This window comes from Pseudomonas sp. Sample_11, assembly GCF_004307505.1.
Classification (GTDB): Bacteria; Pseudomonadota; Gammaproteobacteria; order Pseudomonadales; family Pseudomonadaceae; genus Aquipseudomonas; species Aquipseudomonas atacamensis.
This window is the reverse complement of the sequence record NZ_RCOD01000027.1, coordinates 189,368-208,788: the sequence shown is the minus strand read 5'-3', so window position 1 is coordinate 208,788 and position 19,421 is coordinate 189,368. Positions and strand designations below refer to the sequence as shown.

Below are 19,421 nucleotides of genomic sequence, written 5' to 3'. Positions count from 1 at the left end.
GCTCGCTCCCACAATGTTCCGTGTTGACCAATGATTTGGTGGTGCCACAAAAACCCTGTGGGAGCGGGCCTGCTCGCGAAGACGGCGGTACATCCAACATCTTTGCCGGCTGATCCAGCGCTTTCGCGAGCAAGCTCGCTCCCACAATGTTCCGTGTTGACCAATGATTTGGTGGTGCCACAAAAACCCTGTGGGAGCGGGCTTGCCCGCGAATGCGGCGGTACATTCAACATCATGTTCGCCTGACCCAGCGCTTTCGCGAGCAGGCTCGCTGCCACAGATTGACTCCTGGTTTCAATAAGGGCTCGCGGTTGGGCGTACGATCAGTTCGCTGACGTCCACGTCCGCCGGTTGTTCGACGGCATACGCAATCGCGCGGGCGATGGCTTCGGCGGGGATGGCGATCTTGCGGAATGACTTCATCTCTTCGCGGCCGCCTTCATCGGAAATGCTCTCGGCCAGTTCCGATTCGGTCACGCCCGGTGCGATGACGGTGACGCGAATATCGCCGCCCACCTCCTGACGCAAGCCTTCGGAAATCGCCCGTACGGCGTATTTGGTCGCGCAGTACACCGCCGCAGTAGGGCTCACCGCGTAAGCACCGATCGAGGCGATGTTGATGATCTGCCCGGCGCGCTGGCGCTGCATCAACGGCAGGCTGGCGGCGATGCCGTGGAGTACGCCACGGATGTTGACGTCGATCATGCGGTTCCACTCATCGACCTTCAGCGCGTCCAGCCGCGACAACGGCATGACCCCGGCGTTGTTGACCAGCACATCGACGCGGCCGTAATGCTCGACGGCAAAATCGACGAAGCGCTGCACATCCTGCTGATCGGTGACGTCCAGTGCGCGGAACTGCGCGTGGCCACCGGCGCTATTGATCTCTTCGGCAATGACTGCCAGACGCTCGGTGCGCCGTGCACCCAACACCACTTTGGCGCCACGTTCGGCGAGCAGGCGTGCGGTGGCTTCGCCGATGCCGCTGCTGGCGCCGGTAATCACGATCACTTTGTCTTGAATGTTCAGCATGATGTCGTCCTCTTCTGTGTGCCCGTGAGTGGGCTTGGAAGAAGATTAAGTGCGGGGGCTCATGGGCTATTAATCGATTCCTCCACGGGATTTGCCCAATTCTGCTGCATCGCTTTTCGACAGATTTCAGGCCCCGCGTGGCGCATCGCGGTAGGCACTAGGCGTGACGCCGACTTCACGGCGGAACACCTGGGAAAAGTGGCTGGGGCTGGAATAGCCAACCTCCAGGCCGATGTCGATCACGCTGTGGGCGGTTTCCAGCAACAGATGACGCGCGCGGCTCATGCGCAGGCGGATGAAGTATTGCGAGGGCGATAAACCGGTGGCGCGCTTGAAGGTGCGGCTGAAGTGGTAGTCGCTCAGCCCGGCGATGGCGGCCAGATGACTGAGGCTGAAATCCTCCGCCAGATTCGCATTCATGGCTTCGATCACCCGGCGCAGTTTGTAGGCGGGCAGGGCGTTGTCGCGGCGCGGGTTGCTGTCGGGGTCGAGGTAATGACGCAGCAGATGGATCGCCAACGCCTGAGCCAGGCTGTGCACCAGCAGTGCACTGGGCTGGCGCTGTTCAGTCAGTTCGATGCGCAGTTGCTCAAGGATGAAGCTGACCTGCTCGTCACGCGCACCGGACACATCGACAAACGTCACTGCACCGGCCTGTTCGCCGAACGCTTCGCGCGCCGCTTGTTCGATCAGGCCCAGACCTAGGTAAAGGTGCATGACTTCGAAGGCCTCGCAACCTTCTGTCTGCCAGCGCATTTCATAAGGTTCGCGGGTGTTGGTCAGGAAGAAGTCGCCCGCCGTGACCTGGCTCGCCTGCCATTCTCCGCCCAACGAACGTTCTTCGACCCGGGCAGTGCCGGCCAATACCAGCACCAGCAGCGGTTCGGCCACGCACGGCACGCGGATCGGCTCAAGCAGGGTTTGATGGCGGAACAGCTGCACCACCGCATCCTTGATCTGCGGCCGCGGCGTGGTCGTTTCCGCTACACCGGGCAGATGCTCCGGCATGGCTTCGGCGGCGATGCGCGCGGGCTGACTGATTGTCGGCGTAGCAGGGCTGGCAGGGGGCACAGGACGCTCCATCAAAAGCTTTGGCTGCGAATGATTTTGCAGGTTAGGGCGGGCGAACGAGAAACTCCAGCGCAAAACTCCGACAGTCCCGGCAATCGCCCGAAAGCCCGGCGGAGGACAGTGCGCGACAGTGAAGCCGTGTTTACGACCGCGCCATCAGGCGCAACACCGATTCGCTATCGAGGAGTTAAAACCATGACTGATTTCAACCACACCCTGCCCCAAGAAGTCGCCGGTAAAGTTGCACTGGTCACTGGCGCGGCCAGTGGCATCGGCAAGGCGATTGCGCTGATGCTGCACGCTCGCGGCGCCAAGGTGATTGCCGAAGACCTCAACCCGGCTGTCGAAGAACTGGCTCGTCCCGATCTGGTGCCGCTGGTGGCGGACATCACCGAGGACGGCGCCGCCGAACGTGCAGTAGGCCTTGCCGTCGAGCAGTTCGGGCGCCTGGATATTCTGGTCAACAACGCCGGGATCATCATCAACAAAGCCGTGATCGACATGAGCCGCGACGACTGGGAGAAGATCCAGGCAGTGAATGCCACGGCCGCCTTCCTGCACTGCCGCGAAGCGGTCAAGGCGATGATCCCGAACAAGTCCGGCGCGATCGTCAATATCGCTTCCTATGCGTCGTACTTTGCCTTTCCGACCATTGCCGCTTACACCGCCTCGAAAGGTGCGCTGGCGCAATTGACCCGCACGCTGGCCCTGGAAGTCATTGAACACGGCATTCGCGTCAATGCCATCGGCGTCGGCGATGTGGTGACCAATATTCTCAACGATGTGGTCGAGGACGGCCCGGGCTTCCTCGCGCAGCACGGCGAAGCGGCGCCAATCGGTCGGGCGGCGCAGCCGGAAGAGATCGCCGAGATCGTGACCTTTCTGGCCTCCGACCGCGCCAGTTTCATGGTCGGCTCGGTGGTCATGGCCGATGGCGGCATGACGGTAACGGCGGGTTGATAGTGGCGTGAGAAGCCACGGGCGCGTGTGATAACGCGCCCATGGCTTTGCCACGATCATGAGCACGCAGAATCAGGCAAATCTGTAGCATCTTTGATCTAGTCGCCGCTGGATAAAACTGGCTAATCTTCCTCCGCAGTTGACCCACCTTCGTCTGCTTTCGAGGCCCTTTACATGGATAACCACGACGCTTCCATCCTCCACGATACGGCGGTGTATCGCGCCGAACTGGTGCGCTTGCTGACTCAACGCTTCGACGCGCCGGGCACCTACGAAACCGCGATTGCGCCGCTGCACGTGATCCGTCTCGATGGGCCGTCCGAGCTGATCCATGTGGTGCACCGTCCGGCGCTGTGCCTGATCGTGCAGGGGCGCAAGGAAGTCGGGCTGGGTGACGAGCGCTTCCTCTACGACCCGCTGAATTATTTGGTGGTGTCGGTGACATTGCCGGTGTCGGGAAGGGTGATCGAAGCCTCGCCCGAGGCGCCGTATTTTTGCGTACGGCTGGATTTCGATCCGGCGCAACTGACGCAACTGATAGCCGAATCGCCGCTGACCGGCATGCCACAGGACGCCGGGCGCGGGATGTTTCTCGACAAGATCGACGTGACCCTGCTCGATACCATGCTGCGTCTGGTGCGCCTGCTGGATAATCCACGCGACATCGGCATGCTCGCGCCGATGGCGTTGCGCGAGCTGTATTACCGCCTGCTGCGTGGGCAGCACGGGCATCTGCTGTATGAAATCGCCGTCAGCGATTCGCAGACCCACCGGGTCACGCGCGCTATCGACTGGCTGAACAAGAATTTCACCGAGCCGCTGCGTATCGACGCGCTGGCGCAGGTGGCCAACCTGAGCAACTCGGCGCTGCATCATCGCTTCAAAGCCGTCACCGCCATGAGCCCGCTGCAATATCAAAAACAGCTGCGCCTGCAAGAGGCACGGCGGCTGATCATCAATGAAGGGCTGGACGTGTCCAGCGCCTGTTATCGCGTCGGCTACGAAAGCGCTTCGCAATTCAGCCGCGAATACAACCGCCAGTTCGGCTGCCCGCCGTCCAAGGAACTCAGCCGCCTGCGTCAGACCGGCTGATTACCGCGCGGGTCCCGCCCATTCATCACGAAACCCCAGCAGAAAATCCACAAACGCCCGCACCCGTTGCGGCACATAGCGGCCGTGCGGGTAGAGCAGGGTGTAGGGGCGCGAACGTCCGGCGTACGGTTGCAGCACCTCAATCAGGCGGCCATCGGCGAGTTCCTGCTCGACGATGAAACGGTAAGTCTGAAACAGCCCGGCGCCGTGCTTGGCCAGCGTCACACCGCCGAGCACATCGTCGGAACAGGAATAGCCACCGTCGGAAATCACTTCCAGGTCCCGGCCGTTTTCCTGAAACAGCCAGGAAATCCGCCGCCCGCTGCTGGGCAATTCGAACTGGATGCACTCATGCGCGATGAGATCGTCCAGCGTCTGCAGCGTGCCGGCTCTATGCAGATATTCGGGGGCGGCGACCACCACCAGGGCGGCGTCTTCCAGCAAGCGCGCGATCAGCGTCGAGTCCGGTTGTGCGCGCACGCGTATCGCCAGGTCGTAGCCCTCTTCAACGAAGTCGATATTGCGGTTGCCCAAGTGCACGTCGACCGTGACCTCGGGGTACAACGCGCGAAATTTCGGTAGCAGCGGCAGGATGCGGTGATGCCCGTAGGTGGTTGGCAGGCTGATGCGCAGTCGACCCGATGGCGAAGTCTGCGCGCCCATGACTTCCTGCTGCGCTTCGACCAGTTGCGTCAGCGCCTGGCTGCATTGTTCGAAGAAGCTCCGGCCGGCGTCGGTGAGGCGAATGCTGCGCGTGGTGCGGGCAAACAGTCGCGAACCCAAGCGTTGCTCCAGACGCAGAATCGACCGGCTCACCGCTGCCGGCGTGACCCCGGCCAGTTGCGCGGCGGCGGTGAAGCTGCCGGCTTCGGCTGCCAGGCAGAACAGTTCGATACTGCCTAACTGCAAATCTTCAAAATGGCGTTTCATTGTGGCTCGCACCGAGGATCGACGGACGTTCATCCTCTGTGTACCACAACCAACGACGCCGCCGGTATCCACCGGCGGCGGCGTTGCAGGGTTTCGATCAATGGCCGGCGCTCTGGCCACCGTCGACATGCAGGATCTCGCCAGTGACGAAATTTGCCCCGTCGAGGTAGAGGATCGCTTGCACGATGTCGTCGATTTCGCCCATGTGGCCGACGGGGTGCAGGCTGCCCAGCGCCTGATGGGTTTCCTCAGCGTGCATCGGCGTTTTGATGATGCCCGGCGACACGGCGTTGACCCGAATCCCGCGCTTGGCGTACTCGATGGCCAGGGATTTGGTCGCGGCGTTGATGCCGCCCTTGGTCAGCGACGCCAATACCGAAGGCACGCCATCGATTGCATGATCGACCAGGCTGGTGGTGACGCTGACGACGTGGCCGCTGCCGTGTTTTTCCATCTCGGCGATGGCCAGTTGCGAGATGTAGAAGAAGCCGCTCATGTTGGTCGCCACGACCTGGGCATAGTCCGCCTGGCTGTAAGCGGTGAACGGCTTGGCCAGAAAGATCCCGGCATTGTTGACCAGCGTATCGACGCGACCGAAGCGGGCGACAGCGGCGCGAATCACGCGCTCGGCGGTTTGCGGATCGGCAATGTCGCCGGCGACGGTCAGGACATCCGGGTCGCTCGACTCTTTGATCGAGCGCGAGGTAGCGACCACTTGATGGCCAAGGGCGCGAAAGCCTTCGACCAGACCTGCACCAATGCCTTGCGAGGCGCCGGTGATGACAACTACTTTTTTCGATGTGCTCATGATGATTTCCTCTGTCGCTGGCCCGTCAGGATGGCGGGTGGCTGTTGGAGGAGACTTTAGGAAGTTGCGCGGAGTTGATAAATGGGGGCTGAGGTACATCATTTGTACTGTGGTGTATCTAATCAGAGCGGGTCTCGAATGATTGTCCCGTTTGAGTGGACGGTGAAACGCTTTTTAGCCGATTTATCCCTTTGCTGTGCGTCAGTAATCTGTACCCAACTTGAACGCAACAACAAAACTCCAAACTTGAAAAGGGACGCACACCATGACCACTCCAACCTACAACCGCCTGAACAAAGACGACGCTATCGTGCTGCTGGTTGACCACCAGACCGGTCTGATCTCGCTGGTGCAGGACTTCTCGCCGAACGAGTTCAAGAACAACGTGCTGGCGCTGGCGGATCTGGCCAAGTTCTTCGACCTGCCAACCATCCTCACCACCAGCTTCGAACAAGGCCCGAACGGCCCGCTGGTGCCGGAGCTGAAAGAGATGTTCCCGGACGCGCCGTACATCGCTCGTCCAGGCCAGATCAACGCCTGGGACAACGAAGATTTCGTCAAGGCAATCAAGGCCACCGGGCGCAAGCAGATCATCATTGCCGGTGTCGTGACGGATGTCTGTGTAGCGTTCCCGACCCTGTCGGCGCTGGCGGAAGGTTTTGATGTGTTCGTGGTCACTGACGCGTCCGGCACTTTCAACACCACCGTGCAGCAAGCCGCGTGGAGCCGCATGACTCAGGCTGGCGCGCAGATGATGAACTGGTTCTCTGTAGCCTGTGAGCTGCACCGCGATTGGCGCAACGACATTGAAGGCCTGGGTAACCTGCTGTCGCAGCGTATCCCCAACTATCGCAACCTGATGAACAGCTACTCGGCGCTGACGCAGCAGAAGTAAGTTCACGACCCACGAAAAAGCCTGCTTTTAACAGCAGGCTTTTTGTTTTTCCGACGCCTGCGGCCAACTTGGTTGCTGTGTAGCTTGCCACACCGCTTTCGCGAGCAGGCTCGCTCCCACAGTTGACTGTGTTCGCTCAGGAGAAACGCAATTTCCTGTGGGAGCGAGCTTGCTCGCGAAGACGGCCACACAGTCACCCGAGCAATTCACTGATCCACTGCATCTCTTGCTTCAGCGCAAGAATTTTGTCCTCCGGCAACGCCTGTTGCGCTCGCGTAAACTGCCCCAATGTCTTCTGCCGCTGACTCAGCCTGCGTTGCCATTTGTGCAGAAATGCCGGGCAGCGCGCCTGCAGATGCAGCGGTCCGAAAAACAGTTCCCTGGCATCGTAGGTCACCGGATCAGAGGCCCGCTCGGCGACGATAATTTCGTAGTCGAAGCGGTTCTCATGCAGCACCTCTTCACAGACGATGCGGTAGCCGTTATCCATCAACCACTGGCGCAGCGCTTGCTCGCCGCCGTTGGGTTGAAGGATCAAGCGTTCGTGGCCACTGAGATGGGCTTCACCACTGTCGAAAATATCGCGAATGGTTTCGCCGCCCATGCCGCACAGGGTGATGGCGCTGATGCCGTCGTCAGGCCTGATCGCCGCCAGGCCATCGGCCAGGCGCACGCTGATCTGGCCGTGCAGGTCGTTGTCATTGACAGTGCGTTGCGCCGCGTGGAACGGCGTGCGCGCGACCTCGCCAGCCACCGCCGCTGTAATCAGGCCTCGGCGCATCAGGGCAACCGGCAAATAGGCGTGATCCGAGCCGATATCCGCCAGCCGCGCGCCAAGCGGCACATGGGCAGCGACGCGCTCCAGGCGCATGGACAATGTCTGTTGGTTCAACGGCGACCCCTGTTCACCCAGCGGTGGAAAAAGGGGTGCGACTCTGGCGAGCAACGCGGGCGCTGTCAAATCGCGCCGATGGAATCCCTCAAGCCATCGGCAGCACGGCGCTGCCGATGGACGTTGGCGCTTAGCCGGCGAGGGTTGCGTTGTCGATGACGAAGCGGTATTTCACGTCGCCCTTGAGCATGCGCTCGTAGGACTCGTTGATCTGGTCGGCGCGGATCAATTCGATGTCGGAAACGATGCCGTGCTCGGCGCAGAAATCCAGCATTTCCTGAGTTTCGGGAATGCCGCCGATCATTGAACCGGCAATGGTGCGCCGCTTGGTGATCAGGTTGAACACGTTCGGCGACGGATGCGGCGATGCGGGCGCTCCGACCAGGGTCAACGCGCCGTCGCGCTTGAGCAGAACCAGGAACGCGTCGAGATCGTGCGGCGCTGCGACGGTATTGAGGATGAAGTCGAAGCTCTTGGTGTGTGCCGCCATTTCCTCGGCATTGCGTGACACCACCACTTCGTCCGCGCCCAGTGCCTTAGCCGCTTCACGCTTGGATTCGGAGGTGGTGAAGGCGACCACGTGGGCGCCCATGGCGTGGGCCAGTTTGATGCCCATGTGGCCCAGGCCGCCGATGCCGACCACGCCGACTTTCTTGCCGGGGCCAGCGTGCCACTGGCGCAGCGGCGAGTAGGTGGTAATGCCGGCGCAGAGCAGCGGCGCGACGGCGGCCAGTTGCGCCTCGGGATGACGAATCCGCAACACATAGCGCTCGTGCACGACGATGTTTTGCGAGTAACCGCCGAGGGTCCAGCCCGGTGCGTCCGGGGTCGGGAAATTGTAGGTGCCGATCATGCCGTCGCAGTAATTTTCCAGACCGGATTCGCAGTCATCGCAGTGCTGGCAGCTGTCGACGATGCAACCGACACCGACCAGATCGCCGACCTTGTAAGCTTTGACGTGATCGCCGACCGCCGAGACGCGGCCGACGATTTCATGGCCGGGCACGCAAGGGAATTGCGTGCCAGCCCATTCGGCGCGCACCTGATGCAGGTCGGAATGGCAGATGCCACAGAAGGCGATATCGATCTGCACGTCGTGCGCGGCTGGCGCACGGCGTTTGATCTGCATGGGCTCAAGGGGTTTGTCGCCAGCGTGGGCGCCATAGGCTTGTACGAGCATGTGAGCATCCTCCATGGGTTGTCGGACGCCCATTGTTGCGCCTGGGTTGGAGCGCGAAGTAGTGCATTTCTGTGAAATGCTTGCCTGATTCTGCTGTTGATTGCGCAACCGAAAGGCAGCCGTATGGCGACGGCTGCCTGTTCAGGCTCAACGCGGATTGGGCTGATCGTCCATTTCGGCGTTATCGGTTTCCTGACGTACGCGCTCCGGATCCAGGCCGGTACTTTCATCATCCAGCGGGATTTCGCCTTCGTTGTCGGGCAGTTCGTCGATGCCGCGTTCCTTCATCGGATCGACCTCGGTACGCCCCGGACTCAGCGGGTCGGGCGTGGTTGGGAGCGGATCGTCACCTTGCTTGCCTTGATCGTTATTCATCTCACACCTCGTCATGGCCGTTTTCTACGGCTTGTGCAGGTTGGAGGTGCGGGCGATTTTCGCCGTTCGATTTTTTTGCCTGCCTTCGGTCGCCTCGCAAAAAAGCGGAATTTCTCCGACGCGCGCGGCTCCATAAACCAACAGCCAGAGGCGAGGACGCAATGATGAGCAGTTCATTCAAAGTCGGCGAAGCGGTGCGCTGGAATTCCGAGGCCGGCGAGATCCACGGCAAAGTGGTCAAGGTGCACACTCGCGATACCGAGTTCATGGGTCGCCACCGGCCGGCTTCGAAAGACGCGCCGCAGTACGAGGTCAAGAGCGACAAGACCGGCCACCTGGCCATGCATCACGGCGACGCGCTGAAGCACGCTTAGAAACGTGCCAGTCGGTAGGCGTCGACACTCGGCAGCGCGAGAGCCGCGCCTGAGACCATCTGCCCGATCAATTCCGCCGTCAGCGCCGCTTGAGTCAGGCCTAGATGCTGATGACCGAAGGCAAGCAAGACCTTGCCGGCGCAAACCTGATCGATCACCGGCAGGGAATCCGGCAGCGACGGGCGAAAGCCCATCCACGGTGTCGCGCCATCAGCGTTCAGATCCTTGCGAAACAGGCCTTGGCTCAAACGCTGCAACTGCCAGGCGCGCGCCATGTTCGCTGGCCGCTCCAGCCCGGCGAATTCGACCGTGCCGGCCAGGCGCAGCCCATCGCGCATCGGCGTCATGATGAATTTGCGTTCCAGCGAGGTGACGGGGAAGGGCAGGCGATCATGCTCGTGCGGCAGCATCAGGTGATAGCCACGCTCGGTGTCCAACGGTACTTGCTTGCCGGTCAGCGCGGCAGTCAGTTTCGCCGAATGCGCACCGCAGGCCAGTAACACGCGGCTGGCCGTCACACCGCCGTTGCCCGTTATCAATAAGACGCCGTTTTCCTGCACGTAGCCGCCCTGAACCTGCTGCTGGAGAAAACTCACACCGCTGCTGCGAGCCGCTTCGACCAGTGCGCAGACCACCCGATAGGGATCAAGGAAATGCCCGGTGCGCGGGAAAAACAGTCCGCCCTGAATTTTCTCGCTGAGCTGTGGCGCCGTTTCGCGGATCGCCCCGGCCTGCCAGTAATCCACCGGCACCTGCTGCTGATGCAGGCGTGCCTGCAAAGCTTCGATGGCCTGACGGGATTCAGGTGTTTCGAAGACCAGTAACGAGCCGTCAACCTTGAGCAGATCCGGGCGCTGGATATCGCTGAGCAAGCGCTGCCACGCATCCAGGCTGCTTTCATTGAGCGCGCGCAGGCCGGCGACTGTTTTCTGAAAAGGCTCAGGCCGCAGATTCAGCAATAACCGGGTGAACCACGGCAGGGCGCGCGGCAGGTATTTCCAGTCCAGGCGCAGCGGCCCCATCGGGTCCATGAGCATGGCTGGCAAGCGCTTGAGGATCGAAACATCAGCGATCGGAAATACCTGCTCGGTGGCCAGATGTCCGGCGTTGCCGAACGAAGCGCCATGCCCCGGTTCCTGCTGATCGATGACCACCACGCGCAAACCCTGGCGGGCCAGGCGCAGTGCGCAAGCCACGCCAATGATCCCGGCGCCGACCACGGCGATGTCGTGCGAAGGATTATTCGCCATGGCGTGTCGCTTCCCGGTGGCCATCGAGCAAGCGCCGAAGGTTGAGCGAATTGGTCTGTTGCAGCGCCGTCGGCAGCAAGCTGTCGGGGAAATCCTGATAGCACACCGGCCGCAGGAAACGCAGGATCGCCGCAGTGCCCACCGAGGTGCTGCGCGCATCCGAGGTTGCCGGGTAAGGCCCGCCATGCACCATCGCATCGCAGACTTCCACGCCGGTCGGCCAGCCATTGACGAGCAAGCGCCCGGCCTTGCGCTCGAGGGTTGGCAACAACGTGCGCGCCAGTGCAAGGTCGGCGTCATCCATGTGCAGGGTCGCGGTCAGTTGGCCTTCCAGATGTGCGCAGACCTGACGGATTTCTTCGTCACTGCTGCATTGCACGATCAGCGCTGTCGCGCCGAAGACCTCGGCTTGCAAGCTTTGATCGGCAAGAAAATCCGCTGCATCGGTGGTGAAGACATGCGCCTGACACTGATTCGGGCCGCCGCCGACTTGGCCAACCGCTACCGCGCGTGCACGGGGATTGCCTTGCAGTGCCGTCACGCCTGCTTGATAGGCACCGAAGATGCCGGGCGTGAGCATGGTTTGCGCCGCGCTGCGCGGGATCAGTTCAGCCACCGCGCTGAGGAACCCGTCGAGTGCCGGGCCTTTGCGGGCAATCAGCAATCCCGGGTTGGTGCAGAACTGCCCGGCGCCCAGTGTCAGCGACGCGACAAACCCTTCGGCCAGCGCCTGCGCGCGATTTTCCAGCGCGGCGGGAAACAGCAAAACCGGGTTGATCGAGCTCATTTCCGCATACACCGGGATCGGCTCGGCCCGCGCTTGCGCAGCTTTCATCAAGGCCAGACCGCCAGTGCGCGAGCCGGTGAAACCAGCGGCTTTGATGCGCCAGTCGCTGACCAATGCGATGCCGACTTCGTAGCCAGAATCGAACAATAAGGAAAACACGCCCTCGGGCAGAGCGCAGGCTTTGACCGCTTGCGCCACTGCGCGGCCGACCAGTTCGCTGGTGCCGGGATGGGCGCTGTGCGCCTTGACGATCACCGGGCAACCAGCCGCCAATGCCGCAGCGGTGTCGCCACCGGCCACGGAAAATGCCAGCGGAAAGTTGCTCGCGCCGAACACCGCGACCGGCCCCAAGGCAATCTGCCGCTGGCGCAAGTCGGAGCGCGGCAGTGGCTGGCGTTGCGGTTGCGCACTGTCGACGCGCACGTCCAGCCATTCACCCGCGCGCACCGTGCGGGCGAACAGGCGCAATTGCGAGCAGGTGCGGCCACGTTCGCCCTGAAGGCGTGCAGGCGGCAGACCGGTTTCGGCGTGGGCGCGTTCGATCAGTTCATCGCCAAGGTTTTCGATGTGTTCGGCAATGCTTTCGAGAAATGCCGCACGGGTGCTCAGGCTGGTTTCGCGGTACGCGTCTTGCGCCGTCCAGGCCAGGGCGCACGCCTGTTCCACCTGTTCGGCTGACGCCCCGGCGTACTGCGGTTCAAGTGCCTGGTTGGTCGCCGGATCAATCCCGCGAAAGGCTGGACGATGGCCCGTCACGGATTGTTGGCCGATCAGCATGTTGCCCGTCAGAGTCATGGTGTCTTCCTGTGAAATGAGCGAGGCCTGCCGCGAATCGTGATGACTCGCGGCAGGTGGCGGTCAGGCGAAGTTCTGCTCGGCGGACCAGTTTTCGTACCAGTGACGGAACAGCGAATACTGCTTCTCGGCATAGCGCCGTTGCGAGTCGCTCAGCACGTCGGTTTCATTGAAGTGCAGGGTGTATTCCTTGTCGCCGTTGAGCACCATCAGATGCTTGTAATACAGCACCAGATCGCAACCTTCGTCGAACGAGGACAGCACCGCCAGCGCCGACTCCAGCTCCCGCGCCTGGCGCCGGGCCTTGGCGTCGCCTTGCGCGGCCTGCTTGCTCAGCGCTACCAGTTGCAGCACTTCGCGGGGCAGGGCGTTGCCGATGCCGGTAATGGCGCCGGTGGCGTTGCAGTTGACGAAGCCGTGCACCACTTGCGTGTCGACGCCGACCATCAGGGTCACGTCGTCATCCTTGGAGGTGATGTTCTCGGCCGCGTAGCGCAGGTCCGCGCCGCCGCCGAACTCCTTGAAGCCGATCAGGTTCGGGTATTCACGGCGCAGTTCGAAAAACAGATCGGCGCGGGTGGCGAAGCCGTAGTAAGGGCTGTTGTAGATCACCGCCGGCAAGTTCGGCGCGGCTTGCAGGATCGCGGCGAAGTGGGCCTTTTGCGCCGTCGCCGAAGCGCCACGGGACAGCACGCGCGGAATGACCATCAAGCCTTGCGCGCCGACTTTCGCCGCATGCGCTGCGTGGGAAACCGCTTCCCGGGTATTCACTGCACCAGTGCCGACGATGGTCGGCACCCCGGCAGCGACCAGGCGCGCCACGCCTTCCTGGCGCTCGGCTTCAGTCAGCAGCGGCCAGTCGCCCATCGAGCCGCAGTAGACCACGGCGCTCATGCCGACATCGATCAGCTCGCGTCCCTTGGCCACCAGCGCATCGAAATCAGGTTTGCGCTGGGCGGTGCACGGGGTCATCAGGGCCGGCATGCAACCGGTGAAGATGTTGTCGCTCATGATTCAACTCCTTGGCATTTCGTTTGATTCGTAGTGAAAAAACGGCGTGGCGGCTCAGATGCCCCACGCGAACGGGTCGCTGTCGTCGATCAGCAAGGTGCTGTCGGCGGTCATGTAGGCGCGGCCGGTGATGAACGGGCGAATGCGTTCACCTTCCCATTCGAAGCGGCCTTCGAACTGGCTGCCGGTAATGCTCGCCTGGATCCATGGCGCGCCCGCTTGCAACTTGTCGTCGGCGGCCAGGCAGGCAAGTTTGGCGCTGGTGCCGGTGCCGCACGGTGAGCGGTCGTAGGCTTTGCCGGGACACATGACGAAGTTGCGGCTGTCGGCCTGATCGTCATCGGCGAACAGTTCGATGTGGTCGATGACCGCGCCGTCTTCGCCACAAATGCCTTGGTCTTCCAGCGCCTTGAGCATCGCCCAAGTGTACGCAGTCAGGTGTTCGACGTTGTCCATCGTTAACCTCTGGCCATGCTCGGAGACCAGATAAAACCAGTTGCCGCCATAGGCGATATCGCCGACCACGCGGCCATAACCCGGCACCTCCACCGGTACCTGTTTGCGATAGCGGTAGGCGGGCACGTTGCCCAGGGTGACCGAGCCATCGTCATGCAAAGTCGCGCTGACTTGTCCCACCGGCGTGTCGATCTTGTGCACGCCCGGCTGGATTTTCCCCAGATGCTGCAACGAATTGATCAGGCCGATGGTGCCGTGGCCGCACATGCCCAGGTATCCGGCGTTGTTGAAGAAGATCACCCCGCAGGTGGCATCAGGCGACACCGGTTGGCAATAGAGCGCGCCGACCAGCACATCGTTGCCGCGTGGCTCGAGCAGACAGGCGCGGCGCCACTGATCGTGCTGGCTGCGCAGGGCATCGCGTTTCTCGACCATGCTGTTGCCGGACAGCTCGGGGAAGCCGCTCATTACCAGTCGCGTCGGCTCGCCGCCGGTGTGGGAATCAATGACGTGTACTCGTTTCATGAAGAGATCCCGTTGGATGATTTCAGTAGGCGCCGGCAGGGCGGGCGGTGACGGTGGACGAGGGCGCAGGGCTGTCGCTTTCTTCGTCCTCGTCGTCCAGGCGCAGCAGATGGGCAGGCACGCCGGTCGCTGCGCCCCAGTAGTAAATACCGGTGGCGCAAGCGGCGACGACGATCGTGTCGAACGGATGGGCAAGGATGCCCAGGCCACCGAAGGTGCCAAGTTTCGACAGCACGATGGTTACCGCGTAGAAGGCGATCAGCCACGCCGATGAGCGCACCTGACGCGCCAGACTCAGGTGTGCAGTGGGCACAAAGCGACCGCAGAACAGGTAGATGACAAACATCAGGATTTGCAGGCCGAGCAGCCACGACACGGTGTTCCAGCCCGACCAGTAAACGATCAGCGCGGCGATGATGAACGACACCGGCCCGAGCAGGCCCATGCTCTTGACCCGGAACGGGCGCGGCATGTCCGGCGCATTGCGCCGCAGCGCCGCAACCGATACGGGCGCTACCGCATAGCTCAACACCAGCGCGGCGGAGACCACGTTGATCAGCGCTTCCCACGACGGGAATGGCAGGGTCCAGAACACCGACAGGGCGAAAGTCAGCCACAGCGCCGGACGCGGGATGCCGGACTTTTCATCGATGTGGGTGAAGACCTTGAAGAAAGTGCCGGTCTGCGCCCAGCCGTAGATCACGCGCGGCGTTGCGTTCATGTAAATGTTGCCGCAGCCGCTCGGCGAGATCACCGCATCGGCGACCACCAGATACGCCAGCCAGCCGACACCGAGCGCCAGGGCGATGTCGCGATAGGGCAGGGCGAATTCCTTGCTGATACCGGCCCAGCCGTTGGCGAGCATCTCAGTCGGGATGCTGCCGAGAAAGGCCATTTGCAGCAGCACGTAGATCAGAGTCGACAGCAGCACCGAGAGAATCAGCGCGATGGGAATGGTGCGCTGTGGATTTTTCACTTCGCTGGCCACGGAAATGATCGGCGTCAGGCCCAGGTAGGCAAAGATGATTCCGCCGGCGGAGACCGCCATCTCGACGCCCGACAAGCCGAACGGGGCGAATCCCTGAACCTGAAAGTTCTCCGGTTTGAAGAAAGTGAACAGCACGCCGATCACCAGCAACGGCACGATGAATTTGAACACGCTGACCAGATTGTTGGCCTTGGCGAAGGTCTTCACGCTGCGGTAGTTGAGCAGGAAAAACACGCAGAGCAGGCCGAACTGCACCAGCCAGCCGAGGATCGTCGGATCGCCACTGCCAGCCTTGGTCAGGCCGGGAAACCACGCCGCCGCGTATTGGCGCGAGGCGACCACTTCGATCGCTACCAGACTGGAAAACGCAATCAGCGTAATGAAGCCCATCAGGTAGCCGAGCAGCGGGCCGTGGGAATAAACCGGGTAGCGCACCACGCCGCCAGCGCGGGGCAATGCCGCACCCAGTTCGCAATAGACGATGCCCAGCAGCAACACGGCGAAACCGCCCAGCAACCAGGAGAAAATCCCCGCCGGACCGGCAATCGCCGAGACATGGCTGGCGGCGAACAACCAGCCGGAGCCGAAGATCGCGCCGAGTCCGATAAAGGTGAGGTCGATCAATGAAAGCTGTTTTTTGAACTTGCCTTGGCCTGACATGGCATCGCCTTCTTGTGAGTTATTGGATAGGCAGTTGTGTCACGGGGACGAGCAGACTTTGCACGGGTCGACGGCGGCGGCGATTGATGTTTTATGCCGGGATCGATGACGAATTCAGCACAATGGCGCCGATGGATCCGCGGCCTCGACAGGGCCGCGACGTTGCTGCACTCTGCTCGCGGACGGCGTTTCTGGCGCTTCATCGCAAAGGAGATTTTTCATGCAGCCTGGGTTTTCGATCCTGTGCCAAGGCATTGACGGCCTGCGTCCGCAGACCCTCGAAGCGATGGTCGCGGGTGCCGCGCAGCTGTTGCCGATACTCGATGTGATCCCCAATGCGGCGATCTTCATCAAGGATCTGCACGCGCGCTATGTGCTGGCCAACCGCACGCTGGTGCAGCGTTGTGGCTTGAAAGACCTGCGCCCATTGCTCGGCAAAACCAGTGCGCAGGTATTCCCGGCGCAGTTGGGGCCGGGTTACACCGAGCAGGATCGCAAGGTGCTGGAGGAAGGTTTCGTGTTGGAGGATCAGCTCGAACTGCACCTGTATGGCAGTCGCGAACCGGGCTGGTGCCTGACCCACAAACGACCCATCTACGATCGTGAAGGGCTGATCATCGGCCTGGTGGGGATCTCGGTGGATCTGCAGTCAGCCAGCGAAACCCACCCGGCGTTCGAGCGCCTGGCGGCTGTCGATGAATACATCCGCGGCAACTTCAACCGGCGGGTGACGCTGGGTGAACTGACGCGGATCGCCGGGATTTCCGTGGCGCAACTGGAACGCTACTGCAAACGCGTTTTCCACCTGACACCACGGCAGATGATTCAGAAAGTCCGCCTGGAACACGCGCATCGATTGCTGCACAGCGACTTGCCGATTACCGAGGTTGCGCTGCAATGCGGCTACACCGATCACAGCGCTTTCACCCGTCAGTTCAAGGCCTCGACCGGGTTTACACCACGCGAATACCGGCAAGCCACCGGGCATTAGACCAACACGGCCAGCCAGGCCGAGAGCAGCAGAAGAAGGGCCAGTGCCGCGTTCATTCGCTTGAACGCTTGCGGTGAGCTGAGCAACCGCGTGCTGCCGACGCCAAGCAGCGCCCAGAGCGTCATGCACGGCAGCGACACCAGCAGAAATGCCAGCGACAACACCAGCAGGCGCAGGGTCTTGTCGCCGCCGCCAACGAATACGCTGACCACCGCCACAGCCATCATCCACACCTTCGGATTGACCAGTTGCAGCAGCGCCGCGCCGAATACGCTCAAGCCTTGTTCCTGGGCGGCATTCGGGTCCAGCGATGGCGGCGGGCTGCGAAAGATCTGCCACGCCAGCCAGCTCAACCAGAGCACACCAGCCCAAGCCATGGCTTGCTGCACGCGCGGAAAGCGCAACAGGGTTTCGCCAGCGCCGAGCCCGACCACCAGCACAATCAGCGCCGCCGCCGCACAGGCGCCGAAAATGATCGGCAACGTGGCAATCAATCCGCGCCGCGAACTGTGGCTCAGCACCAGAATATTGGTCGGCCCCGGCGTGATCGAGGCGACGAAAGCAAACAGCAGAAAGGGCAGTAAAGAAGCCATGGTGCAAATTCCTGAAAGTCGAAACAGGACACCATGATCGTCAGCGGGCGGGCCTCAGTCTGGAAGATTTGAGCAGCGTCTGCGGTAGTCCGCCGGGGTCAATTGATAGGCGCGGCGGAACCAGCGCCCCAGATGACTCTGATCGGCAAAACCAAGCACGCTGGCCACCTGCGCTGGCGTCTCGCCGCGCGCGAGCAATTGCCGCGCCTTGGCCAGTCGCAGTTGGATCAGGTAGGCGTGGGGTGCCAGACCGAAAGCGGCCTTGAACGCGCGGGTCAGGCGAAAGCGATCAACGCCACAGGCTTGCGCAAGGTCGTCGAGGCCGATGTCTTCATAAGTGTGGGCATGCAGATAGTCGCGCGCAACCTGCGCAACCAGTGGCAGGCGCGGATCGAAGTCCTGACGCTTGCGCCAGTCGAGATGGCGGGTGAGGGACGCCAGCAGGCCATCCAGCGCAGTCTGCCGGACGATGCGCAGATCGCCGTCATGTAACGCGTGGAAGGCTTGCACGATCGCAGTCGACAGGCGCGGATCGTGGCTCAGGGTGTCGGCAAAGCCTGGCTGACTGTCGGCCGGTGCCTCTTCGAACAGCGCGTGCAGCTCGCGCTCCAGCCAGTGCGGATCCAGATACAGCATCGAGTAGGTGAAGCCATCCTCGGTCGGCGCATGGCCATCGTGGATTTCACCCGGCTCAAGCAGAAACACATGCCCCGGCGTACTGCGATGACGCACACGACGGCAATTGAACTGCTGCACGCCTTGCTCGGTAACGCCGACGAGAAAACTGTCATGCCAGTGCGGATCGTAGGCATGCCCACGGAAATGCGCACGAATCGACTCGATCCCGGTATCGACATCCTGGGAGAGAGAGATCCAGTTGCGTTTGTCCATGGGAGCACTCCAAGGGCGGTTTGAGCAGGGCGTTTCTAAAATACCGCGTGGGGGAGGAGAGTGTTTAGAAGATTTGTGCAGGTGCGCAGGGGGATCGAGTCAGGCAATGTGTCCTGGATGGGGTGGGACCACAAAACGCAGACGAAAAAAAACCGCCTTCGCGGGGCGGTTTTTCAATCCTCGGTTTGGAGCCGAGGCCATGTGCTTCACTAGCCACACCAACATGTCCGCGCATGGTATTGAGTTTATCCCGTCAGTGCAACGAAGGTTTAGCGTGATGTGCGAGGTTTTTTCGGAACGTCCAACGCATGTAACTGAATTCAGGTCTGTCAATAAACATTGTCAGAAATACGGTTTTACAAAGGTTCAGGCGTAGCCGCAGAATAACCTTGGCTACTCGGGTTTTCTCTTCTGATTTCTGCGTTAAGATGCCTGCGCTCATCTTGTTGGTAGAGCTGTGAGGTTTGGCTGGGGGCGCAAAAGGTTTCACGCCCTCTGACGCGGATTCGCACCCGCGCCGGAATGATGTCTCGGAGGGATTTCAACCGGCCGCCTTACTAGCTACACCAACATGTAGGCTGAAGGCACGCATGGTCCGGTAAGTTTGCTGGAGGTTTGGCCGCCAGCCCTGGAGGCCAAAACGTATGAAGCTTCTGCTGCGTACGCTGAGCCTTGTATGGAGATTGTTGAAAGCCTTGCGCTTTTACGAGTTCCTGCGAGACCACTTTGACAACTTGAAATAAGGTCGTCTAAGTGGGGAAAGACCCGTTTCGGTTTCGACTGATACGGGTCTTTTTTTTGTGTGCACAAAACTGTCAAAAACGAGATTGTCGGTTTTATGCTTTCGACTTTGTAGGGCGTTTCG

General features: G+C 61.5%; 19 protein-coding genes and 1 pseudogene. 5 read left to right on the top strand and 15 right to left on the bottom strand.

From position 1 onward, the window contains the following. From D8U60_RS27770 to D8U60_RS06560, 3 genes and pseudogenes are all read right to left on the bottom strand, one after another. A pseudogene (locus D8U60_RS27770) lies at positions 1 to 278 on the bottom strand (hypothetical protein); the annotation flags it as partial. A 16-nt stretch (positions 279 to 294) separates the two neighbouring features. Beyond that, positions 295 to 1,032 carry an SDR family oxidoreductase gene (locus D8U60_RS06565; protein WP_071171866.1) on the bottom strand — a complete coding sequence of 246 codons (738 nt, stop codon included), beginning with the start codon at positions 1,030 to 1,032 and terminating at the stop codon, positions 295 to 297. Positions 1,033 to 1,158: 126 nt separating this feature from the next. Continuing rightward, positions 1,159 to 2,040: an AraC family transcriptional regulator gene (locus D8U60_RS06560; RefSeq protein ID WP_122610332.1), complete on the bottom strand. Its 882-nt coding sequence runs from the start codon at positions 2,038 to 2,040 to the stop codon at positions 1,159 to 1,161. A gap of 258 nt (positions 2,041 to 2,298) precedes the next feature. On the opposite strand from D8U60_RS06560, the gene D8U60_RS06555 reads away from it, so the two are divergent. After that, positions 2,299 to 3,063, top strand: a complete 765-nt coding sequence (locus tag D8U60_RS06555) for an SDR family oxidoreductase (protein WP_016774231.1) — start codon at positions 2,299 to 2,301, stop codon at positions 3,061 to 3,063. 174 nt (positions 3,064 to 3,237) lie between these two features. Beyond that, positions 3,238 to 4,155 (top strand): AraC family transcriptional regulator, encoded by a 918-nt coding sequence (locus tag D8U60_RS06550; RefSeq protein WP_073475257.1) that lies wholly within the window; start codon positions 3,238 to 3,240, stop codon positions 4,153 to 4,155. Here D8U60_RS06550 and D8U60_RS06545 read toward each other — a convergent pair whose 3' ends face one another. Together D8U60_RS06545 and D8U60_RS06540 are read right to left on the bottom strand one after the other, a co-directional pair. Continuing rightward, the gene (locus D8U60_RS06545; protein WP_130899763.1) at positions 4,156 to 5,085 is read right to left on the bottom strand and encodes a LysR family transcriptional regulator; all 930 of its coding nucleotides are present in this window, start codon (positions 5,083 to 5,085) and stop codon (positions 4,156 to 4,158) included. A gap of 97 nt (positions 5,086 to 5,182) precedes the next feature. Beyond that, the gene (locus D8U60_RS06540) at positions 5,183 to 5,893 is read right to left on the bottom strand and encodes an SDR family NAD(P)-dependent oxidoreductase (protein ID WP_016774234.1); all 711 of its coding nucleotides are present in this window, start codon (positions 5,891 to 5,893) and stop codon (positions 5,183 to 5,185) included. Between the two features lie 265 nt (positions 5,894 to 6,158). On the opposite strand from D8U60_RS06540, the gene ycaC reads away from it, so the two are divergent. Then, complete coding sequence (ycaC, locus tag D8U60_RS06535; protein WP_016774235.1) at positions 6,159 to 6,788, top strand: isochorismate family cysteine hydrolase YcaC; 630 nt, start codon at positions 6,159 to 6,161, stop codon at positions 6,786 to 6,788. A 193-nt stretch (positions 6,789 to 6,981) separates the two neighbouring features. On the opposite strand, the gene D8U60_RS06530 is transcribed toward ycaC, so the two are convergent. From D8U60_RS06530 to D8U60_RS06520, 3 genes are all read right to left on the bottom strand, one after another. Further along, positions 6,982 to 7,680, bottom strand: coding sequence for a tRNA (adenine(22)-N(1))-methyltransferase TrmK (locus tag D8U60_RS06530; RefSeq protein WP_347237646.1), 699 nt, complete (start codon positions 7,678 to 7,680; stop codon positions 6,982 to 6,984). Positions 7,681 to 7,810: 130 nt separating this feature from the next. Next, entirely contained in the window at positions 7,811 to 8,860 is a 1,050-nt protein-coding gene (locus D8U60_RS06525; RefSeq protein ID WP_130899762.1) for an NAD(P)-dependent alcohol dehydrogenase, read from the bottom strand. A 147-nt stretch (positions 8,861 to 9,007) separates the two neighbouring features. Next, on the bottom strand, positions 9,008 to 9,235 hold the full coding sequence (locus tag D8U60_RS06520) for a hypothetical protein (RefSeq protein ID WP_122880088.1): 228 nt from the start codon (positions 9,233 to 9,235) through the stop codon (positions 9,008 to 9,010). A 164-nt stretch (positions 9,236 to 9,399) separates the two neighbouring features. On the opposite strand from D8U60_RS06520, the gene D8U60_RS06515 reads away from it, so the two are divergent. Next, a complete protein-coding gene (locus D8U60_RS06515; protein WP_122507430.1) occupies positions 9,400 to 9,609 on the top strand; it encodes a DUF2945 domain-containing protein in 210 nt (69 codons plus the stop codon). Here the strand turns inward: D8U60_RS06515 and D8U60_RS06510 are convergent. From D8U60_RS06510 to D8U60_RS06490, 5 genes are all read right to left on the bottom strand, one after another. Next, positions 9,606 to 10,859 carry an FAD-dependent oxidoreductase gene (locus D8U60_RS06510; protein ID WP_130899761.1) on the bottom strand — a complete coding sequence of 418 codons (1,254 nt, stop codon included), beginning with the start codon at positions 10,857 to 10,859 and terminating at the stop codon, positions 9,606 to 9,608. The two genes, D8U60_RS06515 and D8U60_RS06510, sit on opposite strands and share 4 nt — an antisense overlap. Further along, positions 10,849 to 12,441 (bottom strand): aldehyde dehydrogenase (NADP(+)), encoded by a 1,593-nt coding sequence (locus D8U60_RS06505; RefSeq protein ID WP_130899760.1) that lies wholly within the window; start codon positions 12,439 to 12,441, stop codon positions 10,849 to 10,851. The genes D8U60_RS06510 and D8U60_RS06505 overlap by 11 nt, the downstream gene beginning before the upstream one ends. 63 nt (positions 12,442 to 12,504) lie before the next feature. Beyond that, on the bottom strand, positions 12,505 to 13,452 hold the full coding sequence (locus tag D8U60_RS06500; protein WP_016774241.1) for a dihydrodipicolinate synthase family protein: 948 nt from the start codon (positions 13,450 to 13,452) through the stop codon (positions 12,505 to 12,507). A 54-nt stretch (positions 13,453 to 13,506) separates the two neighbouring features. Continuing rightward, positions 13,507 to 14,433, bottom strand: a complete 927-nt coding sequence (locus D8U60_RS06495; protein ID WP_130899759.1) for a 4-hydroxyproline epimerase — start codon at positions 14,431 to 14,433, stop codon at positions 13,507 to 13,509. Between the two features lie 22 nt (positions 14,434 to 14,455). After that, on the bottom strand, positions 14,456 to 16,081 hold the full coding sequence (locus D8U60_RS06490; RefSeq protein ID WP_130899758.1) for an APC family permease: 1,626 nt from the start codon (positions 16,079 to 16,081) through the stop codon (positions 14,456 to 14,458). 220 nt (positions 16,082 to 16,301) lie between these two features. On the opposite strand from D8U60_RS06490, the gene D8U60_RS06485 reads away from it, so the two are divergent. After that, the gene (locus D8U60_RS06485; RefSeq protein ID WP_130899757.1) at positions 16,302 to 17,072 is read left to right on the top strand and encodes an AraC family transcriptional regulator; all 771 of its coding nucleotides are present in this window, start codon (positions 16,302 to 16,304) and stop codon (positions 17,070 to 17,072) included. Here D8U60_RS06485 and D8U60_RS06480 read toward each other — a convergent pair. Together D8U60_RS06480 and D8U60_RS06475 are read right to left on the bottom strand one after the other, a co-directional pair. Continuing rightward, a complete protein-coding gene (locus D8U60_RS06480) occupies positions 17,069 to 17,665 on the bottom strand; it encodes a LysE family translocator (protein WP_130899756.1) in 597 nt (198 codons plus the stop codon). The genes D8U60_RS06485 and D8U60_RS06480 overlap by 4 nt on opposite strands. A gap of 54 nt (positions 17,666 to 17,719) precedes the next feature. Beyond that, positions 17,720 to 18,556 carry an AraC family transcriptional regulator gene (locus D8U60_RS06475; protein WP_016774246.1) on the bottom strand — a complete coding sequence of 279 codons (837 nt, stop codon included), beginning with the start codon at positions 18,554 to 18,556 and terminating at the stop codon, positions 17,720 to 17,722. Between the last annotated feature and the right edge of the window lie 865 nt (positions 18,557 to 19,421).